The following is a 22,992-nucleotide window of genomic DNA, read 5'->3' on the forward strand; positions in this document are numbered from 1 at the left end:
CGCGTACGGCCCTGGGGTGCGGCCTCGACGGGAGCCTTGGGGGTCTCCGCGGCCTCTACGACCGGGGCCTCGGCGGGCGTGTCGACGACCGGCTCGGGCCGGGTCTCGGCGACGGGTTCCTCGACGACCGGGGCGGTCGCCTTACGGGTGGCCCGACGGCGCGTACGGCCCTGGGGTGCGGCCTCGACGGGAGCCTTGGGGGTCTCCGCGGCCTCTACGACCGGGGCCTCGGCGGGCGTGTCGACGACCGGCTCGGGCCGGGTCTCGGCGACGGGTTCCTCGACGACCGGGGCGGGCGCCTTACGGGTGGCCCGACGGCGCGTACGGCCCTGGGGTGCGGCCTCGACGGGAGCCTTGGGGGTCTCCGCGGCCTCTACGACCGGGGCCTCGGCGGGGCTGCCGTAGAACTCGTCGTCATCCCTGACCGCGGGCTCCACGGCCACCGGTGCGGCGACCTCGGCGGCCAGCTCGGCCTCGGTCTCGACGGGCTCGGCGGCCTGCTCGTCGTGATCGTGGTCGTGGTCGTGGCCGTGCTCGTGGTCCTGGCCCGCGCCGCCGCGGCCGCGCTTCTTGGACTTCTTGCCGCCGCCACCGCCACCGCCGCCGACGGACGTCGGCTGCTCCATGTGGACGATGACACCGCGCCCGTTGCAGTGGACGCAGGTCTCGGAGAAGGACTCCAGCAGACCCTGGCCCACCCGCTTGCGGGTCATCTGGACCAGGCCCAGCGAGGTGACCTCGGCGACCTGGTGCTTGGTGCGGTCGCGGCCCAGGCACTCCAGGAGCCGCCGCAGCACGAGGTCCCGGTTGGACTCCAGCACCATGTCGATGAAGTCGACGACGACGATGCCGCCGAGGTCGCGCAGCCGCAGCTGACGCACGATCTCCTCGGCCGCCTCCAGGTTGTTCCTGGTGACGGTCTCCTCCAGGTTGCCGCCCTGGCCGGTGAACTTGCCGGTGTTGACGTCGACGACGATCATCGCCTCGGTCTTGTCGATCACCAGGGAACCGCCGCTGGGCAGGTAGACCTTGCGGTCCAGCGCCTTCATCAGCTGCTCGTCGATGCGGTACGTCGCGAAGACGTCGACCTCGGAGGTCCAGCGCGAAAGCCGCTCCGTCAGGTCGGGCGCGACGTGCGAGACGTAGCCGTGGATGGTCTCCCACGCGTCGTCGCCGCTGACGATGACCTTGGAGAAGTCCTCGTTGAAGATGTCGCGGACGACCCGGACGGTCATGTCCGGCTCGCCGTAGAGCAGCGTCGGCGCGTTGGAGCCGCTGGTGCCCTTCGCCTTCTTCTGGATGTCCTCCCACTGCTGCTGGAGCCGCTCGACGTCACGGCGCAGCTCGTCCTCGCTCGCGCCCTCGGCTGCGGTGCGCACGATGACGCCCGCGTCCTCGGGGACGATCTTCTTGAGGATGGTCTTGAGGCGGGAGCGCTCGGTGTCGGGCAGCTTGCGGCTGATCCCCGTCATCGAGCCCTCGGGCACGTAGACCAGGTAGCGGCCGGGCAGGGAGACCTGGCTGGTCAGACGCGCGCCCTTGTGGCCGATCGGGTCCTTGGTCACCTGGACCAGGACCGACTGGCCGGACTTGAGCGCGGTCTCGATGCGGCGCGGCCCGTGGGCCATGCCGAGCGCCTCGAAGTTGACCTCACCGGCGTACAGGACGGCGTTGCGGCCCTTGCCGATGTCGACGAAGGCGGCCTCCATGGACGGCAGCACGTTCTGGACCTTGCCCAGGTAGACGTTGCCGACGTAGCTGGTGGCCTGCTCCTTGTTGACGTAGTGCTCGACGAGCACGTTGTCCTCGAGGACGCCGATCTGGGTGCGCTCGCCGTTCTGGCGGACGACCATCACGCGCTCGACGGCCTCGCGGCGCGCCAGGAACTCGGCCTCGGTGATGATCGGGACGCGGCGGCGGCCCTGCTCGCGGCCCTCTCGGCGGCGCTGCTTCTTGGCCTCCATGCGGGTCGAGCCCTTGATGGACTGGACCTCGTCGAAGCCGGTGCCCGGCTCGCGCTCCTCCTTCTTGCGGGGCTCGCGGACCTTGACGACCGTACGCTCCGGGTCGTCGGCGGTGCCCTGCTCGGCCTCGGCGGCGGCGTCACCGCTACGGCGGCGGCGACGGCGACGACGCCGGCTGCTGCTCGAACCGGAGGCCGAGGAGTCGTCGTCCTCGTCGCTCTCGTCGGCGACGTCGGAGGTCTCCTGCTCGGCGCGGGGCTCCTCGGCGCGGGACGGCGCGGGCGCGTCGTCGGTGTTCTGCTCGTCGTCGGTGTCGTTGGCCTCGCCACGGCGGCGGCGACGGCCGCCGCGACGGCGACGGCGCGAGGGACGGTCGCCGTACTCGTCGGTGTCCTCGCCCTCGTGCTCGTCCGCCTCGGCCTCGGGGGCCTCGTCGGCGGTCTGCTCGGCAGGCGTCTCGACCGGGGCGGCGGGCTCGGCGGCCTGCTCGGTCGGCTCGGCCTCGCCACGGCGGCGGCGACGGCGGCGCGAACCGCCCTGCGGCGCGGCCTCGGCGGGCGCGGCGCTCCGCTCGACCTCGGCGGTCTGCTGCTCCTCGGCCTCGTCGACCTCGTCGTAAGCGGAGGAGGAACCGGCGGCGGCAGCGGCGGCGGCCGCCGTCTCGGGGGTCTGGAACATCGGCTCGGCGAAGACCGGCGCCTGGAAGACGGCGACGGCGGGGCGCGTCGCGCGCCGGCCCTTGCGGCTCGGCTCCTCGGCCTTGGCGGTGAACTCGGGGCGACCGGCGGCGGCGGTGGCCCGGCGGCGCTGGCGTCCGCGCGGGGCGGCCTCCTCGACCTCCTCCACCTCGGCGGCGAGCTCCTCGGCGACGGCGGCGGGCAGGCTCTCGCCGGCCTCGACGGGCTCCTCGGCGGCCGCGACGGTCTCGGTCACCTGGGGCGCACCGGCGGGCGAGGTCGCCTTGCGCGACGCGCGGCGGCGGGTACGCGGGGCCGGAGCCTCCTCCGTGGCCTCGGCATCGGCGACGGGAGCGGCGGGCTCGGCGGCGGCCGGCTCCGGCTCGGTCACCGGCGCGCCGGCCTGCGGCGCACCGGCCGGGGCGGAAGCACGGCGACGGGCCCGGCCGCGAGGGGCCTCCACGGGCTCGGCGGCGGCAGCGGGCTCGGCGACCGGGGCGGGTTCCGCGACAGGGGCGGCGGGCTCGACCACGACGGCGGCCTCGGCTGCCTGCGGGGCGCCCGCGGGCGAGGTGGCCTTGCGGGAGGCGCGACGACGGCGGGGCGCCGGGGCCTCTTCGGGGATCTCCACGGCGACCACGGTCTCTTCCTCGGAGTCCTGGGAGTCCTCGGTTTCCTCAGCGGCGGGCTCCGGAGCGGGCTCGGCCGGGGTCTCGACGACCGGGGCGGGGGTCTCGGCGGCCTGCGGCGCACCAGCCGGGGCCGTCGCCTTGCGGACCGCGCGGCGGCGGGTGCGCGGCGCGGGTGCGGCGGGCTCCTCGTCGGCGGCGGCGGGCTGCGCGGGGCCCTCGGCGGCCGGGGCGGGCTCGGCGGTCTCCGCCTCCACCGGCCCGGGGGCGCCCGCGGGCGCGGTGGCCTTGCGCACGGCGCGGCGGCGCGTACGGGCGGGCGGGGCGGTCTCGGCGGCCGTCTCGCCGGGCGTGTCGTCCGTGGCCGGGGCGGCGGACGCCTCGGCCGGTATGGCCGGCGTGACGTCCTCGGCTGCGCTCACGGGGCCGCCGGGCGGGCCGGCGGGGCGGGAAGCGGCGCGGCGCCTGCGGCGCGGCGGCAGCTTGTCGCCGGGGGTGTTCTCGTCGTTGTTCCCGGTCGTGCCGGGTTCGTTCGGCTGAGGCATGCGGGCGGTTCTCCCGTCGTGCTCCCGGGCGCCGCGTCTGATTCCGGTCCGGCTCGGTCCGCAGTGGTGCGATACCGCCGTCCGGGGCGCGGGCGCCGCACGGGAACTGGTGTCTGGCTCGCCGGTTCCGTATGCGGTGTGCGTACGGCCTGGCGAAAGTCTTGTGGGTCAGTGCGCGGCCCGACCCAGGTGGCTCCCGAGTCGGAGGGCTGCGCTACAACGACCGCCTTACGCGGAACCTGCACCTTCCGGCGCCGTCGCGACGGCTGCCCCGGCGACCGCGGGTTGTGCGGTCGGGGCGGCCTCGCGGTCGGGCGCGAGCGGGTCGGTCACCGTGCCGGTCTCCTCGTCGAAGAGCCCCTGCGCCAGCCTCGTCACCGATGCGGGAACGGGCGGCGCCAGGTCGGCCACAGCTCGGAGACCGGACAGGACGTCGTCGGGTCGCACGGCAGGTGTCACGTGCCGAACAACCAGGCGCAGTATCGCACAGGGCCGCTCACCCGGCCTATCGGCCGGAGCGTCGACGACCCGCAGGTCGGCGACGGCGGCGCGGGCGTCGAACGTCCGGATGCCGTTCTTGGCCTTGCGCTGGACCTCGACGGTCTCGGCGTCGTTGAACGCGGCCACGGCTGTGCGGACGTCCTCGGGCTCGACGCCGTCCAGGCGCATCTCCCAGACGGAGGCGGTGAGCCGCTCGGCCAGGCCCGAGGTGCGGGCCTCCACCGCGTCGATGATGTCGAGGCCGTCCGGCATCGAGGCGTCGAGCAGTCCACGCAGGACCTCGGGATCCCGCGCCTGCGTGAGGGCGATCTCCAGGAACTCCGCCTCACTGCCCGTGCCGGTGGGTGCGGCATTGGCGTAGGAGACCTTGGGGTGGGGCGTGAAGCCCGCCGAATACGCCATCGGCACCTCGGAGCGGCGCAGTGCCCGCTCGAAGGCTCGCTGGAAGTCTCGGTGGCTGGTGAACCGGAGGCGGCCGCGCTTGGTGTAGCGCAGGCGGATGCGCTGCACTGCCGGTGCGGGCGGCGGGCCTTCGGGCTGTCGCTTGCCCAGTGGTTCTTCTCCTCAGTGCGGGGCGGGCGCGGTGGCGCGCCGCCCACGAAATACGGGTGGCCCCCGGGGTGCCGCTCCGGATCACACCCGCTTGACGAATTTCTCGCCGAGCGGGGCGCTCTCGGACGCCTGCGCCGCGCTGGGGACAGTCGTTGTACTACCCAGAGTACGCGCAGGGATCCCTCGCGGTTCCCGGGACCGCTCGGCGGCCGGGGCGCCGACCAAGGCCCGCCAGGCGTCGCGGCGCGCCTGGCGCACGGTTTCCCGGGCAGTGGTGAGGGCCGCGCGGGCGGCCCGGCCCGCTTCGGCGGCGGCGCGCCGGGCGGGGGCCCACACCGCGTCGCGCAGGAAGTGGCCGACGGGGGTGCACACGGTGCGGTACGCCCAGGAGACCGGGGCGCCGATCAGGTACCAGGCGATCGTGGCGAGGGCCCGGCCGACGGCCCGGGAGACGTATCCGGCGATCCGCCAGGCGACCTCGAACGCGGCGGCGATCTCCCGGCCGACCGGGGTGAGGATCCGGCGGTACGTCCAGGCGAGGGGCGCGACCAGCAGGGTCATGACCAGCCAGGCGACCGCGATACCCAGACCGCGTCCGGTGGCCGTGATCCCCCGCCAGGCCTGACCCAGGACCCAGGCGGTGCCCTGCCACAGCGTGCCCAGGGTCCAGGCGGTGCCCTGCCACAGCTTGCTCAGGACCCACGCCGTGCCGTGCCCGACCGGCGTGAGGACGTGGGCGTACAGCCACGCCACCGGGACGACCAGGCCGTACCGCACCACCGGGACGATCACGTACCGCCACAGGAACCCCAGCGGCGCGATCAGCAGCACGGTGAGCAGCCGGCCGATGCCGTTGCCGAGGCCGTGCAGCGCCGGGAGGAGCAGGGCGGTGCCGATCCACCGCAGCCCGTGGCCCAGCGGAGTGAGGACGGACCGGTACAGCCACACCGCCGGCGCGGCGATCCCGTAGCGGGCGACGGGGACGACCACGTACCGCCACAGGCCGATCCAGGGCCAGATGAACAGGGCGACGGCCAGCCAGGAGACGGCCTTGCCGAGGGGAGCGAGGACCCAGGTGTACAGCCAGGTCAGCGGGGTGAGGACGAGGGTGTCGAGGAGCCACAGGAGGGCCCGGCCCAGCGGGCGCAGCAGGATGCGGTCGGCGGCGTGCCAGAGCGCGGTGAGCGCGTCCCAGACCATGCGGGCGGGCAGGACGAGCACCAGGACGACGATCCGGACCGGGATCCTGATCAGCGTGGTCAGGATGCCCTCGCCGGGCTCGTACCCCTGAGGGGCCTGGTGCTTGCCGTAGTCCATGTCGTCAAGGACGCGTCAGGCCCGGTCCGGGGTTGCCGGACCGGGCCTGGTGATCGTTCGCAGACGCGCTACTTGTTGACCACGCTCAGCGGCAGCAGCTTCTTGCCGGTCGGGCCGATCTGGATGTCCAGGTCGAGCTGCGGGCAGACGCCGCAGTCGAAGCAGGGGGTCCAGCGGCAGTCCTCGACCTCGGTCTCGTCGAGCGCGTCCTGCCAGTCCTCCCAGAGCCAGTCCTTGTCCAGGCCGGAGTCGAGGTGGTCCCAGGGCAGGACCTCCTCGTAGGTGCGCTCGCGGGTGGTGTACCAGGCGACGTCGACGCCGTACTCGGGCAGCGTCTTCTCGGCGCAGTTCATCCAGAGGTCGTAGCTGAAGTGCTCGCGCCAGCCGTCGAAGCGGCCGCCGGACTCGTACACCGCGCGGATGACGGAGCCGACGCGCCGGTCGCCGCGCGAGAGGAGGCCCTCGACGATGCCGGGCTTGCCGTCGTGGTAGCGGAAGCCGATGGAGCGGCCGTACTTCTTGTCGCCCCGGATCTTGTCGCGGAGCTTCTTCAGCCGGGCGTCGGTGTCCTCGGCGCTGAGCTGCGGGGCCCACTGGAAGGGGGTGTGCGGCTTGGGCACGAACCCGCCGATGGAGACGGTGCAGCGGATGTCGTTCTGGCCGGAGACCTCGCGGCCCTTGGCGATGACGTTGACCGCCATGTCGCCGATCTGCAGGACGTCCTCGTCGGTCTCGGTGGGCAGGCCGCACATGAAGTACAGCTTCACCTGACGCCAGCCGTTGCCGTAGGCGGTGGCGACCGTGCGGATCAGGTCCTCCTCCGAGACCATCTTGTTGATGACCTTGCGCATCCGCTCGGAGCCGCCCTCGGGGGCGAAGGTGAGACCGGAGCGACGGCCGTTGCGGGTCAGCTCGTTGGCCAGGTCGACGTTGAACGCGTCGACGCGGGTGGAGGGCAGCGAGAGGCCGATCTTGTCGTCGGTGTAGCGGTCGGCGAGGCCCTTGGCGATGTCACCGATCTCGCTGTGGTCGGCGGAGGAGAGCGAGAGGAGGCCGACCTCCTCGAAGCCGGTCGCCTTGAGACCCTTGTCGACCATCTCGCCGATGCCGGTGATGCTTCGCTCCCGCACGGGGCGCGTGATCATGCCGGCCTGGCAGAAACGGCAGCCGCGGGTGCAGCCGCGGAAGATCTCCACGGACATCCGCTCGTGCACGGTCTCCGCGAGCGGGACGAGGGGCTGCTTGGGGTAGGGCCACTCGTCGAGGTCCATCACCGTGTGCTTGGAGACCCGCCACGGCACGCCGGAACGGTTGGGCACGACGCGGCCGATGCGGCCGTCCGGGAGGTACTCGACGTCGTAGAAGCGCGGGACGTAGACGCCGCCGGTCTTCGAGAGCCGGAAGAGCACCTCGTCGCGGCCGCCGGGGCGGCCCTCGGCCTTCCAGGCGCGGATGATCTCGGTGATCTCCAGGACGGCCTGCTCGCCGTCGCCGACGACCGCGCAGTCGATGAAGTCCGCGATCGGCTCGGGGTTGAAGGCCGCGTGGCCGCCCGCGAGGACGATCGGGTGGTCCACCGTACGGTCCTTGGACTCCAGCGGGATGCCCGCCAGGTCCAGGGCGGTGAGCATGTTGGTGTAGCCCAGCTCGGTGGAGAAGCTGAGCCCGAAGACGTCGAACGCGCCCACGGGGCGGTGGCTGTCCACGGTGAACTGGGGCACGTCGTGCTCGCGCATCAGCTCTTCGAGGTCGGGCCAGACGCTGTACGTGCGCTCGGCGAGGACGCCCTCGCGCTCGTTCAGTACCTCGTAGAGGATCATGACGCCCTGGTTGGGGAGCCCGACCTCGTAGGCGTCGGGGTACATCAGGGTCCAGCGGACGTCACAGCTGTCCCAGTCCTTGACGGTGGAGTTCAGCTCACCGCCGACGTACTGGATGGGCTTCTGCACATGCGGGAGCAGAGCTTCGAGCTGTGGGAAGACCGATGCGGCAGACATCTCGCGAACCTTCGTGAGCCGGCAGGGGTGACCATCCAGCGTACCCCGCGTCTCAGTGCTTCAGATCCGCCCGCAGTCCGGGGTCCGACGCACGGGCCCAGACCTCGGGCAGCTCGCGCTCCCGGGCCTCGGCGGCCGCTTCCTCCTGCCCGTACAGAAGTCCCCAGGTGAACGCGGTCTCCCCCGCCGCGTGCGACTGGATCGCGAGGGTCCGCAGGGCCTCGCGGGCGACGACGCTGTCCTGGTGGTCACCGAGGACGGTCTGCACGGCCTTCACCCGCTTCGCGAACCGCTTGGCGGGCTTGCCGAGCGCGGGACGGGCCGACTCGCCCGCGTACCGGGCGCGCTTGGCGGCCTTGCGGGCCTCGTGCATCGCGGTGTCCCGCTCGGGGCCCGGCGGGTGCTCCAGTGCGTGGTCCATGCGGCGTGCGAGCTTGTCGTAGTCCTTGAGGACGGCCCGGGGCAGGGCCTTGTCCGGTGCCTTGCGGGCGGCGGGGCGCAGGGGCGGGTCGGCGCTCAGGGCGTCGAGTGCCTCCAGGAGGTCCAGATACCGCTGCCCGTCCAGTACGTCGATGATCCTGCGGCGCGATCCGGTGCGGCGGGCGGCCGACCAGGAGCGGAGCCGACCGCGTACCGGACCGAGGGCCAGGGCGGCGGGCAGGGCCTCGACGCGGGAGCCGATGCGTTCGTCCAGGACTTCCTGGTCGCGGTCGAGGCCCAGTTCGGCGGCGAGCCACTTCAGCTCCGCGCCCAGGGGGTCGGTGGCCTCGCGGTCGAGGATCCTGCGGTGGGTCTTGAAGGTGCTGCGCAGCCGGCGGGTGGCGACGCGCATTTTGTGGACCGAGTCGGGAAGGTCGCGACGGACGGCCGGGTCGAGCCGGACGATCGTGGCGATCTGCCGGCGTACGTAGGCGAGGACGTGGTCGCCGGCGGTGCTCGGCGTGCCCTTGTCCCGTCCCTTCCCGTCCCGTGCGGGGGTCGTCTCCGCCAGTGCCCGGGCGAGCTTCGAAGCGGATGCCGCAGGGCGCACCCCGGCCTTGCGGAGGCGCTTCTCGACGGCGTCCAGGACGGCCGGGTCGCCGTCGTCGGCCAGTTCGACCTCGATCTCGGTCCAGGCGGCGGTGGTGCCGCTCCCCTCCCCCGCGAGCCGCTCCGCGAGCACCGTGTCGACGCTGACCTCGGCGAGGAGCGTGCCGTCGTCGGCCAGCAGGTGGTGGACGTCCCGGGAGGAGAGCAGCCGGGCGACGGGGGCGATCTCCGCGTCGCGGACCCGGGAGCGGAGCAGGGCGGCCAGCGGGGGCGGCAGGGTGTCGGAGAGCGGTTCGTGGATCTCGTCCCGGACGCCCACGGCGACCGGGAACTTCACGTGCCAGCCCTCGTCGTCCCCGCCGGTCCTGCGGCGCAGGGTGAGCGAGTCGGCGGCGAGGCGGAGGTCGGCGGTGTCCCAGTAGACGGCGTCCAGCTCGGTCCGGCCGCGCGGGGCGACCCGGTCGACCCCGGCCGCCCGGGTCAGGTCGGGCAACCGGGTGTCCTGGGTGGCTTCGTACTTACGCTCGATCTCGCGCTTGGTGTCCGCCATGTACGGACACCTACCCGCGACCGCCCGGGTTCAGGCGGACATCGGCCGTTGCACCCTGATGGACTGGAGCAGGCCGATCGCGACCCAGACGGCGAACATCGATGATCCTCCGTAGGAGACGAAGGGCAGCGGCAGTCCGGCGACCGGCATGATGCCGAGCGTCATGCCGATGTTCTCGAAGGACTGGAAGGCGAACCAGGCGATGATCCCGGCGGCGACGACCGTGCCGTACAGCTCGGTGGTCTCGCGGGCGATCCGGCAGGCGCGCCACAGGACGACGCCCAGGAGCACGATGATCAGTCCCGCGCCGAGGAAGCCCAGCTCCTCGCCGGCCACGGTGAAGACGAAGTCGGTCTGCTGCTCGGGCACGAACTGACCGGTGGTCTGGGTGCCCTCGAAGAGGCCGGTGCCGGTGAGCCCGCCGGAGCCGATCGCGATACGGGCCTGGTTGGTGTTGTAGCCGACGCCCGCCGGATCGAGCGCGGGGTTGGCGAAGGCGGCGAACCGGGCGATCTGGTAGTCGTCGAGCAGACCGAGCTGCCAGATGGCGACGGCCCCTCCCGCACCCGCACCGATGAGGCCGAAGACCCAGCGGTTGGAGGCGCCGGAGGCCAGCAGGATGCCGAGGACGATGACGGCCATGACCATCACCGAGCCGAGGTCCGGCATCAGCATGACGATGGCCATCGGGACCGCCGCGAGGCCCAGCGCCTTGGCCACGGTGCGGTGGTCGGGGTGGGCCTGGTCGCCCGCGTCGACGCGGGCGGCCAGCAGCATCGCCATCACGAGAATGATGGTGATCTTGGTGAACTCGGAGGGCTGGATCGAGAATCCGGCCGGCAGCTTGATCCACGCGTGGGCGCCGTTGACGGTGGTGCCGAGCGGGGTGAGGACCGCCAGGACCAGCAGGACCGAGATGCCGTAGAGGACCGGGACGGCCCCGCGCAGCGTGCGGTGGCCGAGCCAGATCGTGCCGATCATCAGGACGAGGCCGATGCCGGTGTTGAGGGCGTGCCGGACGAGGAAGAAGTACGGGTCGCCCTGGGTGAGGTGGTCGCGGTTGCGGGTCGCGGACCACACGAGCAGCCCGCCCACGAACGAGAGCGCGAGCGCGGCCCCGAGCAGCGGCCAGTCCAGCCGCCGTGCGAGGGAGTCGCGGGCCGTCAGCTTGGCCCAGGGGCCCTCGTCGGGGGTGTAGCGGGAGACGGAGAATCCACCTGCCATTACGGCTGCCTCCCCGTGGACGCGGGCGATCCGGTGAGTCCGGGCTGGCCTCCGGGCGGCAGGGGCAACTGGGGTTCCTGTCCTCCCGGCTGCTCCTCGGGCGTGACCGGGGTCGGGTCGTAGGGCTTGACCTCGGGCGCGGGGATCGAGCCGTCGGGCTGGACCTTCGGCAGCGCCTTCTGGGGCTCGGGCAGCAGGGCCCGCTTCTTGTCCTGGTTGCCGGCGGAGTCCAGCCCGTAGAGCGCGTCGTAGATCTTGCGGACGGCGGGCCCGGCGGAGCCGGAGCCTGTGCCGCCCTGGGAGATCGTCATGATGATCGTGTAGTCGTCGGTGTAGGTCGCGAACCAGCCGGTGGTCTGCTTGCCGTACACCTGGGCGGTACCGGTCTTGGCGCGCATCGGGATCTTGTCCTGCGGCCAGCCGCCGAACCGCCAGGCGGCGGTACCGCCCGGCTCGACCACCGAACGCAGCCCCTTGTCGAGGTCCTTGATGGTCTGGGCGTTGACCGGGAGCTTGCCGCTGACCTTGGGCTTGATCTCCTGGACGGTCTTGCCGTCGGGGCTGATCACGGCCTTGCCGACGGTGGGCTCGTGCAGGGTGCCGCCGTTGCTGATGGCGGCGTAGGCGGTGGCCATCTGGATGGGCGTGACAAGGACGTCGCCCTGGCCGATCGAGTAGTTGATGCTGTCGTAGGCCTTGAGCTGGTTGCCTTCGAGGCAGCTCTCGTAAGCGATCTGCTGGACGTAGGTGCCGCCCTTCTTGCCCTCCTTGCACCAGGCGTCCTTGTTCGCCTCCCAGAAGTCCTGCTTCCACTGGCGGTCCGGGATGCGGCCCTTGACCTCGTTGGGCAGGTCGATGCCGGTCTCGGAGCCGAGCCCGAAGTCGCGGGCGGTGCGGTAGAACCAGTTCTTGGCGTCCTTCTTGGGCTTTATGCCGCCGTCCTTCACCCACTCGTCGTGGCCGAGGCGGTAGAAGACGGTGTTGCAGGAGTACTTGAGCGCGTCGCCGAGGGTGATGGGCCCGTGGCCCTGGGACTCGAAGTTCGCGAAGGTCTGGTTGCCCAGGCTGTAGGAGCTGCTGCACTCGTAGAGGTCGTTGAAGGCGTGGCCGCCGCGCACGGCGGCACTGGCCGAGACCACCTTGAAGATCGAGCCGGCCGGGGCCTGGCCCTGGATGCCCCGGTTGAGCAGCGGGTAGTTGGACTTCTTGCTGGTGAGCTTGGCGTACTGCTTGCCGGAGATGCCGCCGACCCAGTCGTTGGGGTCGTAGTCGGGCTGGGAGGCCATCGACACGATGCGGCCGGTCTTCGACTCCATGACGACGACGGCACCGGAGTCGGCCTCGTACTTCCGGCCGGTGATCTTGTCGGTCTCGTTCCGGACCTGCTTCATCGCGGCGGCGAGCTCGTACTCGGCGACCGCCTGGACGCGGGCGTCGAGGCTGGTGACGAGGGTGGAGCCGGCCACCGCCGGGTCGTTCTCCGCCTCACCCATGACGCGGCCGAGGTTGTCGACCTCGTAGCGGGTGACGCCCGCCTTGCCGCGCAGCTCCTTGTCGTAGGTGCGCTCGATCCCGGACCGGCCGACCTGGTCGGAGCGGAGGTAGGGCGACGGGCCGTCCTGCGCCTTCTGGATCTCGTCGTCGGTGACGGGCGAGAGATAGCCGAGCACCTGCGCGGTCTTCGCCTTGGCGGGTGCGGCGTAGCGGCGTACGGCGGTGGGTTCGGCGGTGATGCCGGGGAAGTCCTCGGCGCGCTCGCGGATCTGGAGGGCCTGCTGGGTGGTGGCCTCGTCGGTGACCGGGATCGGCTGGTAGGGCGAGCCGTTCCAGCAGGGCTGGGGCGTCTTGGAGTCGCAGAGGCGGACCTTGTCGCGGACGTCCTTGGGCTTCATGTCCAGGACCGCGGCGAGGCGGGTCAGGACGCCGACGCCGTCGTCCTTCATCTTCAGCAGCTCGGTGCGGCTGGCGGAGACGACGAGGCGGGTCTCGTTGTCGGCCAGCGGTACGCCGCGGGCGTCGAGGATCGAGCCGCGCACGGCGGGCTGGACGACCTGCTGCACCCCGTTGCCCGCGGCTTCGGCGGTGTACTCGTCGCCGTTGCGGATCTGGAGGTACCAGAGGCGTCCGCCGAGGGTGAGCAGCAGGGAGAAGACGAGGACCTGGATGACGATGAGCCGGATCTGGACCCGCTGGGTCCGCCCGGTCTCGGGAATGTTGCTCACGGGGTGCCCCCGGTGGTGGTCCTGCTGGGGGTACGGGGGTCATCCCCCGGGAAAGACAGCCTCACGGAGGGCTCGCCGGCCTCCTCGGTCGCGTACGGCTTCACAGTCGCTTGACCCCCTTGATCCTGCCCGCGCGGGCGGCGCGGCTGCGGGCGGCCTTGACCCGCAGGCCGCCGCGCTGGTTGCCGATCCGCAGACCGGTGCCCGAGGCGAGCCAGCCGGCGGCGACGTCGTTGCCGCCGGAGGATGCTTCGGCGAGCGGGTCGTTCTCGGTGCGTCTGGCCAGCGCCATGATGAGCGGCACCGTGAAGGGCGCCAGCAGCAGGTCGTAGATCGCGGCCGTGAACAGCAGGCTGCCCAGGCCCACATGGCGGGCGGCGGTGTCGCCGACGAGCGCGCCGACGCCCGCGTACAGCAGGGTCGAGCCGATCGCGGCGGCGACGACCACGGCCATCGGGGCGAAGGCCGACTTCAGCTGCCCGTTCTCCGGGCGGGCCAGGCCCGCGAGGTAGCCGATGACGCAGAGCACCAGGGCGTAGCGGCCCACGGCGTGGTCGGCGGGCGGGGCGAGGTCCGCGAGGAGGCCCGCGCCGAAGCCGATGAACGCGCCGCTGACCGGCCCGTAGACGAAGGCGAGTCCGAGGACGGTGAGGAGCAGCAGGTCGGGGACGGCGCCGGGGAGCTGGAGGCGGGCGAGGACGGAGACCTGGATGACCAGGGCCACGACGACCAGGGCGGTGGAGAGCAGAGTCCGGTTGATGCGCATGGGGATCAGCTCTACTCCTGGTCGTTGGCCGCGTTGCCGGGTTGCTGGGCGTTGCCCTGCTGGTCGCCTGCCGCGTCACCGGCGGCGTCGCCGTTCTCGTTGATGTTGCCGACGACCTTGCCGGAGCCGTCCACGAGATCGCCGTTGGGCTGGACGGTGACGGTGACGGTGGGGGTCGGCTTCGGCTTCGTCTTGACGGGCTGCTTGGGCAGGACCGTGTCGCGCGGGTCCTGGCGGGGGGCCTGGACGACGACTCCGACGATGTCGAGCTTGGTGAACCCGACGTACGGCTTCACGTAGACCGTCCGGGTCAGTTCGCCGCCGGAGGGGTCGACGCGGACGACCTCGCCGACCGGGACGCCGGGCACGAAGGGCTTGTCCTTGCTGGAGCCGAAGGTGACCAGGCGGTCGCCGGCCTTCACCTTGGCCTTGCCGTTGAGGAACTGGACCGACAGCGGGCGCGAGCCCTGGCCGGTGGCGAAGCCGAGCTCGTCGGTCTTCTCCATCCGGGTGCCGACGGTGAAGTCGGGGTCGTTGGCGAGCAGGACCGTCGCGGTGCCCGGGCCGACGGTGGTGACCCGGCCGACCAGCCCTTCCCCGTTGAGGACGGTCATGTCGCGGCGGATGCCGTCGTTCGACCCGGCGTCGATGGTGACCGTCCAGGAGAAGCCCTGGGCGGCTCCTATGGCGATGACCTCGGCGCCCTTGATGCCGTACTGGCCGGCGCCCGCGTTCTTCAGCATGGCGTCGAGCTGACGGACCCGGCTGTTGGTGCGGTCGTCGCTGCCGAGCTTGGCCTTCAGCGCGGCGTTCTCCTTCTCCAGGGTGGAGATCCGGTCGTGCCGGTTGCCGGAGTCCCGTACCGCCCCTATGGCGTTGCCCACCGGGTCGACCGCCGCTGATACGCCGTTCTCGATCGGCCCGAAGACGGTGGCCGCGGCCTGCCGCGCGCCGTCGACCGGTGACTCCTCGCCGCCTCGGATATCCACCGTGATCAGGGCGAATGCGATGGCGATCAAGAGCACCAGGAGCAGCCGGCTCTCTCGTGTGTCCCTCACGTGCGGCGGCCGTGCCTTCCTCGTCGGAAATTTCGTGCCTGTGTACGTCTCCGTACGGGTACCGGTTGAGTGTGTCCCCGCTCCGGTACGTGTACAGCAACGATCTATATCAACGATCCGGCGGACGGAGCGTCAGCGTCCGCTCGCCGGATCGGGTGTGTCCCGAAGGACGTCTAGCGGCGGGGCTGGGCGTCCAGCACCTGCTGGAGCGCCTCGAACTCCTCGACGCACTTGCCGGAGCCGAGCGCCACCGAGTCCAGCGGGTCCTCGGCGATGTGGATCGGCATGCCCGTCTCGTGGCGCAGCCGCTCGTCCAGACCGCGCAGCAGCGCGCCGCCGCCGGTGAGGACGATGCCGCGGTCCATGACGTCGCCGGACAGCTCGGGCGGGCACTTGTCGAGCGTCGTCTTCACGGCGTCGACGATCGCGTTGACCGGCTCCTCGATGGCCTTGCGGACCTCGGCGGCCGAGATGACGACCGTCTTCGGCAGTCCGGAGACCAGGTCGCGGCCGCGGATCTCGGTGTGCTCGTCCTTGTCCAGATCGAACGCCGAACCGATGGTGATCTTGATCTGTTCGGCGGTCCGCTCACCGAGGAGGAGCGAGTACTCCTTCTTGATGTGCTGGATGATCGCGTTGTCCAGCTCGTCACCGGCGGTCCGGATCGACTGGGCCGTGACGATGCCGCCGAGCGAGATCACGGCGACCTCGGTGGTGCCGCCGCCGATGTCCACGACCATGTTGCCGGTGGCCTCGTGGACCGGCAGGCCGGAGCCGATGGCGGCGGCCATGGGCTCCTCGATGATGTGCACCTGGCGCGCGCCGGCCTGCGTGGACGCCTCGATGACGGCGCGGCGCTCGACCCCGGTGATACCGGAGGGCACGCAGACGACGACGCGGGGGCGGGCGAGGTAGCGGCGCTTGTGGATCTTGAGAATGAAGTAGCGGAGCATCCGCTCGGTGATCTCGAAGTCGGCGATCACGCCGTCCTTCAGCGGCCGCACGGCAACGATGTTGCCCGGTGTGCGGCCGATCATCTTCTTGGCCTCGGAGCCGACCGCCAGAATTCCGCCGGTGTTGGTGTTGATGGCCACGACGGACGGCTCGTTCAGGACGATGCCGCGCCCCCTGACGTACACCAGCGTGTTGGCAGTCCCGAGGTCGATAGCCATGTCACGGCCGATGAACGACATTGAGTTCCCCTTGTTCCCCATGAGGATGCGTCGGGCCTTCCCAGGTAGCGAAGATGGCTTGTTCTGGTAGGCGAGGTTGGCGCTGCGGGCGTGGAAGCTTCCATCGTAGTGCCGTATGCACGGACACAGCGCGAGGGTCCTTCGCCATTGTGAGCGGAACGGGTGGCCGTTCTACCCATGGTGACGTTACGTCGGAGGGATGCGTTCCCGCGACACCAAACCCTATGCCGAGGGGCGGCCGAATTACTTCGGTCGCCCCTCGCTTACAGCGCTGTTTGGCCGATCGGGTCAGGAAAGTCCCGGAAAGAAGAGCTTCAGTTCTCGCTCTGCGGACTCCTCCGAGTCCGAGGCGTGGATGAGGTTCTCCCGGGTGATCGTGCCGAAGTCACCACGGATCGACCCGGGCGCGGCGGCGATCGGGTCGGTGGGGCCGGCCAGGGCGCGGACGCCCTCGATGACCCGCTCGCCCTCGGCCACCAGGGCGACGACGGGACCGGAGGCCATGAACTCCATGAGCGGCTCGTAGAACGGGCGGCCCTTGTGCTCGCCGTAGTGCTGCTCCAGCGTCTCGTGGTCCAGGGTGCGCAGCTCAAGGGCGGTGATCCGCCAGTTGGCCTTGCGCTCGATGCGGCCGACGATCTCGCCGATCAGGCCACGGCGAACGGCGTCGGGCTTGAGCAGGACGAGAGTGCGCTGAGTCATGTACGGCTCCTTGCAAGGCCAGGCATACGGGTGCGGTGAGGCGACATTACAGGGGTACGGAGGCGGGTTCGCGCCCGGGTTCACCCTGGGTCACCTTCGGGCCTGGATCCGCCGGGTCCGGCGAGGGCCGCGGGCGAGTCGAGCCCGCCCGGGCGCTCAGGCCGTGGCCTCTTCGGCTTCCTGCTGGGCGGCCCAGCGCGCCTTGGCCTCGTCGATCTTGCGGCCGTAGTGGATGGAGGCCCACCACAGTCCGCCGAAGGCCAGCCCCAGGATGAACATCATCGGAACCACGAACCCGCTGAGGACCAGCGCGACCTGGAGCGCCCAGCCGAGCTGGATGCCGCCGGGCCGGGTGATCATGCCGCACAGCAGCACGGACAGGGCCATGCCGATGCCGCACACCGTCCAGACCACGGTCATGGAGGCGTCGTCCAGCTTCATCGCGACGAGACCGGCGAAGCCGATCACGAAGAACTCACCGATCAGCGTCGAGGCGCAGAGCGTACGCATCTGCTTCTCAGCCCCTTCCCAGCAGCAGCCGGGCTTCGCCGACCGTGATCACGGATCCGGTCACCAGCACCCCGGCGCCCGCGTACTCGTCCTCCTCCTCGGCCAGCGTGATCGCCGCCTCCAGAGCGTCGTCGAGCCGCGGCTCCACCTGGACCCGCTCGTCGCCGAAGACCTCGACGGCGATCGCGGCCAGCTCGTCCGCGTCCATCGCGCGCGGGGTGGAGTTCTGCGTGACGACGATCTCGGCGAAGATCGGCTCGAAGGCCTCCAGGAGCCCGCGGACGTCCTTATCGCCGCTCGTGCCGACCACGCCGATCAGCCGGGAGAAGCTGAACGCCTCGGAGATGCCGTCCGCAGCGGCCTTGGCCCCCGCCGGGTTGTGCGCGGCGTCCAGGACGACGGTCGGGCTGGAGCGCACCACCTCCAGGCGGCCCGGCGAGAGCACCGAGGCGAACGCCTTGCGGATGGCGTCGATGTCGAGGGAGCGGGCCTGCTCGGCGCCGATGCCGAAGAACGCCTCGACGGCGGAGAGCGCCACCGCGGCGTTGTGCGCCTGGTGGGCCCCGTACAGCGGGAGGAAGATGTCGGTGTACTCGCCGCCCAGGCCCCGCAGGGTGACGAGCTGTCCGCCGACCGCGACCTCCCGGGAGACGATGCCGAACTCCATGCCCTCGCGGGCCACGGTGGCGTCCACCTCGACGGCCTTCTTGAGCATCACCTGCGCGGCGTCGACCGGCTGCTGGGCCAGGATGACCGTGGCGCCCGGCTTGATGACGCCGGCCTTCTCGCCGGCGATCTCGGCGGGCGTGGTGCCGAGCCGGTCGGTGTGGTCCAGCGAGATCGGGGTGACGACGGCGACCGTGGAGTCGATGACGTTGGTGGCGTCCCAGGTGCCGCCCATGCCGACCTCGACGACCGCCACGTCGACGGGGGCGTCGGCGAAGGCCGCGTACGCCATGCCGGTGAGGACCTCGAAGAAGGAGAGCCGGTAGGGCTGCTGGGCGTCGACCATCTCGACGTACGGCTTGATGTCCTCGTACGTCTCGATGAACCGCTCGGCCTCGATCGGGGAGCCGTCCAGGCTGATCCGCTCGGTGATCGACTGGACGTGCGGGGAGGTGTAGCGGCCGGTGCGCAGCTCGAAGGCGTTGAGCAGGGCCTCGATCATGCGGGCCGTGGAGGTCTTGCCGTTGGTGCCCGTGATGTGGATCGAGGGGTAGGCGCGCTGCGGCTCGCCGAGGACGTCCATCAGGGCGGCGATGCGCGTGACGGAGGGCTCCAGCTTGGTCTCGCCCCAGCGTCCGGCGAGCTCCTGCTCCACGGCGCGGAGCGCCTTGTCGGTCTCGGGGTCGGCCGGGCGGGCCGGGACCGCTTCGCCCTGCGGCTGGCCCGAGTGGGCGCGCAGCGTGCGGCTCCCGGCCTCGATCACCGCCAGGTCGGGGTCGCGCTGGGTCGCCTCGTCGACGATCTCCTCGAAGGTGTCGTCGGGATCGGACGCGTCGTGCCGGTCTGGGCGGGGCTCACTCACGGGCCCCAGTCTACGGATGGGCGCCGACATCGCGCGCAGCGCCCGGCGGACTGCCCGGGCGGCGGTACGGCGAAGCCCCCGCTCCCCCGGTCGGTCGGGGGTGCGGGGGCTTCGCCGTACAGCAGATCAGCTCTGCGGGAGGGCCGCCAGTTGGGCGGAGATCCGCTCGATGTCGGCCTCGGCCTTGGAGAGCCGGCCGCGGATCTTGTCGACCACGTTGTCCGGGGCCTTGGCCAGGAAGGCCTCGTTGCCGAGCTTCCCGGTGGCCTGCGCCTTCTCCTTCTGCGCAGCCTCCAGGTCCTTGGTGAGGCGCTTGCGCTCGGCCGGCACGTCGATCGTGCCGGAGAGGTCCAGGGCGACGGTGGCCCCGGCGACCGGGAGGGACGCGGTGGCGTGGAAGCCGTCGCCCGCCGCTTCCAGGCGCAGCAGCTGACGGATCGCGGGCTCGTGCGGGGCGAGCGCCGTGCCGGTCAGGGTCAGCTCGGCCGGAACCCGCTGGCCGGGCTTGAGGCCCTGGTCGCCCTTGAAGCGGCGGACCTCGGTGATGACCTGCTGGACCAGCTCGATCTCCTTCTCGGCCGCCTCGTCGCGGAAGCCGGAGTCGGCGGGCCAGTCGGCGACGACGACGGACTCGCCGCCGGTCAGCGTGGTCCACAGCGTCTCCGTGACGAACGGGACGATCGGGTGGAGCAGACGCAGCGTGACGTCGAGGACCTCGCCGAGGACCCGGCCGGAGACCTTGGCCTGCTCGCCTCCCGCGAAGAACGTCGTCTTGGACAGCTCGACGTACCAGTCGAAGACCTCGTCCCACGCGAAGTGGTAGAGCGCGTCGGAGATCTTCGCGAACTGGAAGTCGTCGTAGTAGCGGTCGACGTCGGCGACGGTCTCGTTGAGCCGGGAGAGGATCCAGCGGTCGGTGGCCGTCATCGCCGACGGGTCCGGCAGCGGGCCCTCGATCGTCGCGCCGTTCATCAGGGCGAACCGGGTGGCGTTCCAGATCTTGTTGGCGAAGTTCCGGGAGGCCTTGACCCAGTCCTCGCCGATCGGGACGTCGGCGCCGGGGTTGGCGCCGTTGGCCAGGGTGAAGCGGACCGCGTCGGAGCCGTAGGCGTCCATCCACACCAGCGGGTCGACCGCGTTCGGGTTGGACTTCGACATCTTCTTGCCGAACTCGTCGCGGACCAGGCCGGTGAGGGCGACCGTCTTGAACGGCACCTCGCCGTCCATCGCGTAGAGGCCGAACATCATCATCCGGACGACCCAGAAGAAGATGATGTCGTGGCCGGTGAGCAGGACGTCCGTGGAGTAGAACTTCTCCAGGTCCGGGGTCTGTTCGGGCCAGCCGAGCGTGGAGAACGGCCACAGGCCCGAGGAGAACCAGGTGTCGAGGACGTCCTCGTCCTGGGTCCACCCCTCGCCGGTGGGCGCCTCGTCGTCGGGGCCGACGCAGACGACCTCGCCGTCCGGGCCGTACCAGACGGGGATGCGGTGGCCCCACCAGAGCTGGCGCGAGATGCACCAGTCGTTGAGGTTGTCGACCCAGTCGAAGTACCGCTTCTCCATCTCCTTGGGGTGCAGGGCGACCCGCCCGTCGCGGACCGCGTCACCGGCGGCCTGGGCGAGCGTCTCGACCTTGACCCACCACTGGAGGGAGAGCCGCGGCTCGATGGTGGTCTTGCAGCGGGAGCAGTGACCGACGGAGTGAACGTACGGGCGCTTCTCGGCGACGACGCGGCCCTGTTCGCGCAGGGCCGCGACGATGGCGGAGCGGGCCTCGAAGCGGTCGAGCCCCTGGAACGGGCCGGGCACGGTGATGACACCGCGCTCGTCCATGACCGTGAGCGACTCCAGGTCGTGGCGCTGGCCGATCGCGAAGTCGTTCGGGTCGTGCGCCGGGGTCACCTTGACGGCTCCGGTGCCGAACTCCGGGTCGACGTGGGTGTCGGCGACGACCGGGATGGTGCGGTCGGTGAGCGGCAGCTTGATCCGCTTGCCGATGAGGCGGGCGTAGCGCTCGTCGTCGGGGTGGACGGCGACGGCGGTGTCGCCGAGCATCGTCTCGACCCGGGTGGTCGCGACGACGAGCGTGTCGTCGCCCTCGCCGTACTTCAGGGAGACGAGCTCGCCGTCGTCCTCCTGGTAGTCCACCTCGATGTCGGAGATGGCCGTCAGACAGCGCGGGCACCAGTTGATGATGCGCTCGGCGCGGTAGATCAGCCCGTCGTCGTACAGGTCCTTGAAGATCTTCTGGACGGCACGGGACAGGCCCTCGTCCATGGTGAACCGCTCGCGCGACCAGTCGAGACCCGCGCCGAGGCGGCGCAGCTGGCCGAGGATGCGGCCGCCGTACTCGTCCTTCCACTGCCAGACGCGCTCGGTGAAGGCGTCCCGGCCGATGTCCTGGCGGGACTTGCCCTCCTCGCCGAGCTGCTGCTCCACCTTGTTCTGGGTGGCGATGCCCGCGTGGTCCATGCCGGGCAGCCACAGCGTCTCGAAGCCCTGCATCCGCTTGCGGCGGGTGAGGGCGTCCATCAGCGTGACCTGGAAGGCGTGGCCCAGGTGGAGGGCGCCGGTGACGTTCGGCGGCGGGATGACGATGGTGTAGGGAGGCTTCTCGCTCTTGGCGTCGGCTTCGAAGTAACCACGCTCTACCCAGCGCTCGTACAGCTTCCCCTCTACGTCGGCCGGCGCGTACGTGGTCGGCAGTTCGGGGTTGCTGGCTGGCTGCTGCGATGAGTTCTCGGTCACGGGAGACAGTTTAGGGCCGTCACAGGTCTGCACTGAAACGGATTGGTTGAGTAACGGTGTCCGGGCCGATCCCCCATGTCAGGACCGCCTACGTCAGGATGTTCGCAACGCATAAGGAATTCTGGAGGGGACACCGCAATGAGCTACAACCAGCCGGGCCCGTACGGCGGGCAGCCGCCGCAGGGCCAGCCCGGACCGTACGGACAGCAGCCGGGCCCGTACGGCACCCCGCCGCCCCAGGGCCAGCCTGGCTACGGTTACCCGCAGCAGGCTCCGCAGGGCGTCCCCCCGCAGCAGCCGAACCCGTACGGGCAGCCCCAGCAGCCGCAGGGCTACGGCTACCCGCAGGCCCAGCAGCCGGGCCCGTACGGCCAGCAGCCGCCCACGCCGCCGTACGGCGGGCAGCCTCCTTACGGGGCTCAGCCGCCGCAGCCGAAGAAGAAGACCGGGCTGATCGTCGGTGTCGCCGTGGTGGCGCTGGCGGTCATCGCGGGCGGGGTGTACTTCCTGACCTCCGGCGGCGGCAGCGATGTGGCGGACTCCACGAAGGGGTACAAGCTGACGCCCCCGGCCTCCGTGGAGGACTACACGAAGGACGCGTCCAAGCCCGCGCCGTCCGGCCCGGTCACCGGCGAGGACAAGGCCGAGGCCGAGGCCATGGGCGTCAAGGACGCCAACAAGGCGGGCGCCCAGTACCAGGCCGGCAGCAAGGACAACCCCCTCGCCCAGAAGGTTTTGATCTTCGAGGGCGTCTGGGGTGAGGTCCCGGACCCGGCGAAGACGCTCGACGACGCCTTCACCAAGGCCGAGAAGAACATGACGAAGGACACCAACAACAGTGGCGGCAAGGCCTCCCTGGTGGGCAGCCCCAAGGAGTTCAAGCCGGACGGCTTCGACGGCGCCCTGATGAAGTGCCAGGACCTCAAGATGGTGAACAACAAGGGCGACGGCACCCCCACCAAGGGGCCGAAGCAGTTCACCATGCCGGTCTGCATCTGGGCGGACTACAGCACGGTCGGCATCGTCGCCGGTCTCGACGTCGCCTCGGCGCTGACGGAGAAGTCCGTGCCGCAAGAGGAGATGGCCGACCTCGCGGCCAAGCTCTACAACACCTCCCGCACCAAGGTCTGACCGTCCAACGCCGAAGGGGGGGCCCCCCCCGGGGGGCCGGGGGGGCCCCCCCGGGGGCGGGGGGGGTTGAGGCCCGGGGGGCAGGCCAAGCCGCCCGGGGGGGGGCCCGGGGGGGCGCCCCCAAAACCCCCCCCGCCGCCCCCGCCGGG

Annotated in this window: 15 protein-coding genes; 1 reads left to right on the top strand and 14 read right to left on the bottom strand. The window is 71.4% G+C overall.

All coding sequences use genetic code 11. From position 1 onward, the window contains the following. From JS521_RS20245 to JS521_RS20310, 14 genes are all read right to left on the bottom strand, one after another. Positions 1-3,815 (bottom strand): ribonuclease E/G (locus JS521_RS20245; RefSeq protein WP_205084388.1); only part of this gene is annotated, 3,815 nt, incomplete at its 3' end. Between the two features lie 228 nt (positions 3,816-4,043). Beyond that, positions 4,044-4,826 (bottom strand): TIGR03936 family radical SAM-associated protein, encoded by a 783-nt coding sequence (locus JS521_RS20250; protein WP_205084389.1) that lies wholly within the window; start codon positions 4,824-4,826, stop codon positions 4,044-4,046. 123 nt (positions 4,827-4,949) lie between these two features. Beyond that, the gene (locus tag JS521_RS20255; protein WP_205084390.1) at positions 4,950-6,185 is read right to left on the bottom strand and encodes a hypothetical protein; all 1,236 of its coding nucleotides are present in this window, start codon (positions 6,183-6,185) and stop codon (positions 4,950-4,952) included. Positions 6,186-6,253: 68 nt separating this feature from the next. Next, positions 6,254-8,182 carry a TIGR03960 family B12-binding radical SAM protein gene (locus JS521_RS20260; RefSeq protein WP_205084391.1) on the bottom strand — a complete coding sequence of 643 codons (1,929 nt, stop codon included), beginning with the start codon at positions 8,180-8,182 and terminating at the stop codon, positions 6,254-6,256. A 52-nt stretch (positions 8,183-8,234) separates the two neighbouring features. Further along, on the bottom strand, positions 8,235-9,761 hold the full coding sequence (locus JS521_RS20265; protein ID WP_205084392.1) for a CYTH and CHAD domain-containing protein: 1,527 nt from the start codon (positions 9,759-9,761) through the stop codon (positions 8,235-8,237). A gap of 30 nt (positions 9,762-9,791) precedes the next feature. Beyond that, positions 9,792-10,985 (bottom strand): rod shape-determining protein RodA, encoded by a 1,194-nt coding sequence (gene rodA / locus JS521_RS20270; RefSeq protein ID WP_205084393.1) that lies wholly within the window; start codon positions 10,983-10,985, stop codon positions 9,792-9,794. Further along, positions 10,985-13,207 carry a penicillin-binding protein 2 gene (mrdA, locus tag JS521_RS20275; RefSeq protein WP_205084394.1) on the bottom strand — a complete coding sequence of 741 codons (2,223 nt, stop codon included), beginning with the start codon at positions 13,205-13,207 and terminating at the stop codon, positions 10,985-10,987. Before mrdA ends, rodA begins: the two co-directional genes overlap by 1 nt. Before the next feature lie 100 nt (positions 13,208-13,307). Further along, entirely contained in the window at positions 13,308-13,973 is a 666-nt protein-coding gene (gene mreD / locus JS521_RS20280; protein ID WP_205084395.1) for a rod shape-determining protein MreD, read from the bottom strand. An 11-nt stretch (positions 13,974-13,984) separates the two neighbouring features. Then, complete coding sequence (gene mreC / locus JS521_RS20285; RefSeq protein ID WP_205084396.1) at positions 13,985-15,031, bottom strand: rod shape-determining protein MreC; 1,047 nt, start codon at positions 15,029-15,031, stop codon at positions 13,985-13,987. Positions 15,032-15,204: 173 nt separating this feature from the next. Further along, positions 15,205-16,224, bottom strand: coding sequence for a rod shape-determining protein (locus tag JS521_RS20290; RefSeq protein ID WP_030801661.1), 1,020 nt, complete (start codon positions 16,222-16,224; stop codon positions 15,205-15,207). Between the two features lie 288 nt (positions 16,225-16,512). After that, entirely contained in the window at positions 16,513-16,926 is a 414-nt protein-coding gene (gene ndk, locus JS521_RS20295; protein WP_006124409.1) for a nucleoside-diphosphate kinase, read from the bottom strand. A gap of 156 nt (positions 16,927-17,082) precedes the next feature. Continuing rightward, entirely contained in the window at positions 17,083-17,436 is a 354-nt protein-coding gene (locus tag JS521_RS20300; protein ID WP_006124410.1) for a DUF4233 domain-containing protein, read from the bottom strand. A 7-nt stretch (positions 17,437-17,443) separates the two neighbouring features. After that, the gene (folC, locus tag JS521_RS20305; RefSeq protein ID WP_205084397.1) at positions 17,444-18,964 is read right to left on the bottom strand and encodes a bifunctional tetrahydrofolate synthase/dihydrofolate synthase; all 1,521 of its coding nucleotides are present in this window, start codon (positions 18,962-18,964) and stop codon (positions 17,444-17,446) included. 126 nt (positions 18,965-19,090) lie between these two features. Next, the gene (locus tag JS521_RS20310; RefSeq protein ID WP_205084398.1) at positions 19,091-21,712 is read right to left on the bottom strand and encodes a valine--tRNA ligase; all 2,622 of its coding nucleotides are present in this window, start codon (positions 21,710-21,712) and stop codon (positions 19,091-19,093) included. A gap of 138 nt (positions 21,713-21,850) precedes the next feature. On the opposite strand from JS521_RS20310, the gene JS521_RS20315 reads away from it, so the two are divergent. Further along, the gene (locus tag JS521_RS20315) at positions 21,851-22,843 is read left to right on the top strand and encodes a hypothetical protein (RefSeq protein WP_205084399.1); all 993 of its coding nucleotides are present in this window, start codon (positions 21,851-21,853) and stop codon (positions 22,841-22,843) included. Positions 22,844-22,992: the final 149 nt, after the last annotated feature.

Source organism: Streptomyces durocortorensis, from assembly GCF_016901035.1.
GTDB lineage: Bacteria > Actinomycetota > Actinomycetes > Streptomycetales > Streptomycetaceae > Streptomyces > Streptomyces durocortorensis.